Below are 2,067 nucleotides of genomic sequence, written 5' to 3'. Positions count from 1 at the left end.
CTGAGAACAGCGATCGCAAAGTGCCCTCTAATTGCTTAAGCCGCCTGCCGGGATCACTTATGTGCAGGGCTCGTGCCGGACCAGCATTTCCCAGCCGTGTACGCAGCAAAGCATCTTGCATCAGGCTGCGCAGAGCCTCGGCGAGAGCTGTGGTATCTCCAGGCGGCACCAGGATCCCGCAGGTCGTGTCCACAATCTCCTGAGCGCCACCCATTGCGCTAGTAACTACCGGAAGACCGGCGTAGAGGGCTTCCACCAGAGCCATGCCAAAGGGTTCCGGCTCCGTATTGGGCTGGCAATAAACGTCGGCAGCCGACATAAGCAACGCCACGTCGGATCGCTGGCCAAGAAATCTGACTCGCTGGGCGATGCCATAATCGCGAGCCAATGCCTGGAGGTGATTGAGATATTTCTGCTCGGCCGGGCGCTGTACTCCCCCGGCGAACCAGGCGATCCAATTGGCGTTGGAACCCAGCCGCGACATGGCCTGAAGGAGAACCCTATGTCCCTTCCATTCCTCCAGCCGGCTTGCTTGAAGAAAGACGATGGCATCGGCGGGAGTATTCAGTTCCATACGAATCCGCGACCAGGCGTGCGGCAAGCGGTCAGACAGTCGTGGAGAGACCGGGCAATACACAACCTGACTCAATAGAGCAGGAAAGATTGCCGGCAACGTACTCTGGGTGAAGCGGCTGTTGCAAATCGCGAACCCGGGAGGGTGACGCCGTGCCCAACGCTCAATCCAATGCCTTCCGTGGAGCTCTCCATGAACCCAAAGCACAACTGGGACATGGTTGTGCCGAGCCACTGGCGAAAAAATGGCGAGGCACCAGGGAGAATGGCAGATGACGATGTCATGCCGGGCAGCTTGAAGCAGGCGCTCAAGGGCCTTCCTGGCGCGCGCGACGGTCCATAGCTTGCGGACGCTGACCGGGCCGAGGTCATGGACGACCGCACCGGTGGCTTCCAGATCCTGGAAGAATCGATCGCGGAAGCAAATCGCGAACTCGTTCTCGATGGAAGACATTTCCTGGCGAAAACAGGCCAGTGTCAGGAGAAGGGATTCAACGCCACCGAACAGATTGCCGGCATTGAGATGCAGGACCCGCAGCTTGCTGGAGTTGGCTGAGCGCGCGGTGCTGGGTTCCGCTTGCATCCGGGGCATCAGTACTCCCGTCCGGTAGCGAGCGGTTTGCGCGCCAGCGCCAACAAGTTATCGCTGAAGCGCAATCCCCGCAGAAGTCCCATCGAGATCTGTTGCCAGGCGAGCATCGGCCATCCGGGAATGCCTCCGTGATCACTGTAATCAAAAACCGGGGAGTCAAATCCGGCTTCCATCAAGATGCGGACGATGTCGGCTCGCAGCAGAGCAGTGATATGAGCGGGGTACGAGCCGTCATTAAATGCGACGTAGTGACCGCGAACCGCCAGGGAGATCAGGGATCGCCAGCTTTCATTATTCGGCGTTGTAAGCAACAGAGAGCCGCCCGGCTGCAGCAATCTGAACAACTCGCGAGCGACGAATCGGGGATTTTCGAGATGTTCGATGATCTCAGCGGCCACAATGACATCGAATGACTCTTCCGCGCATGGCAGACGATCATTAAGGTCCGCAGAGATCCAGCGCACTGCGGAACTGAGATCCGCGGTGCTCTCCTGCAGGTCCGCCGCTGTGATCCGGTGGAAGCGCCGCGTTTCAAGAAGAAGATTGGTCAGAACTCCTTTGCCGGCGCCGAAGTCCAGCAGCGATCCGCGAAAATCGTTTTGCTGAATTTTATGAATCACCATCCTGTAGATGGACGCATCGCTACGGCCTCCGCTCGCCTGTGCGGCAATGATCCGGTGCTCAAGAATGGAGGTGCTCATAGAATCGACTCCACTACCGCCGGTTGGAACGCTTGCGCACCGCGGATCACGAGGCGCCCACGCCCGCGGTTTCCAATTGAGTGGCAGTCACACTGCTGGTGGCAAGAGAGCTGTACAGCGGCACGAAATGACGCGCCAGCAGGTCGCGGTGAAAGCTGCTTTCGGCAATCTTCCTGCCAGCAACACCCAGAGTGCGGCGTA

At 58.9% G+C, this 2,067-nt stretch carries 2 protein-coding genes; both read right to left on the bottom strand.

Annotated elements, in window-relative coordinates:
* Positions 1–1,165, bottom strand: a 1,165-nt coding sequence (locus tag VEG30_03475) for a glycosyltransferase (protein HXZ78963.1), incomplete at its 3' end; no start/stop codon positions are given.
* Positions 1,165–1,866: a methyltransferase domain-containing protein gene (locus tag VEG30_03470; GenBank protein HXZ78962.1), complete on the bottom strand. Its 702-nt coding sequence runs from the start codon at positions 1,864–1,866 to the stop codon at positions 1,165–1,167. The genes VEG30_03470 and VEG30_03475, both read right to left, overlap by 1 nt.
* Between the last annotated feature and the right edge of the window lie 201 nt (positions 1,867–2,067).

Source organism: Terriglobales bacterium (assembly GCA_035624455.1).
Lineage (GTDB): Bacteria > Acidobacteriota > Terriglobia > Terriglobales > Acidobacteriaceae > DASPRM01.
This window is presented reverse-complemented; position numbering and strand designations above follow the sequence as displayed.

Bases quoted from the DNA above. Each gene is read 5' to 3' on its own strand.
- VEG30_03470 (HXZ78962.1), bottom strand. From the start codon at position 1,866: ATGAGCACCTCCATTCTTGAGCACCGGATCATTGCCGCACAGGCGAGC.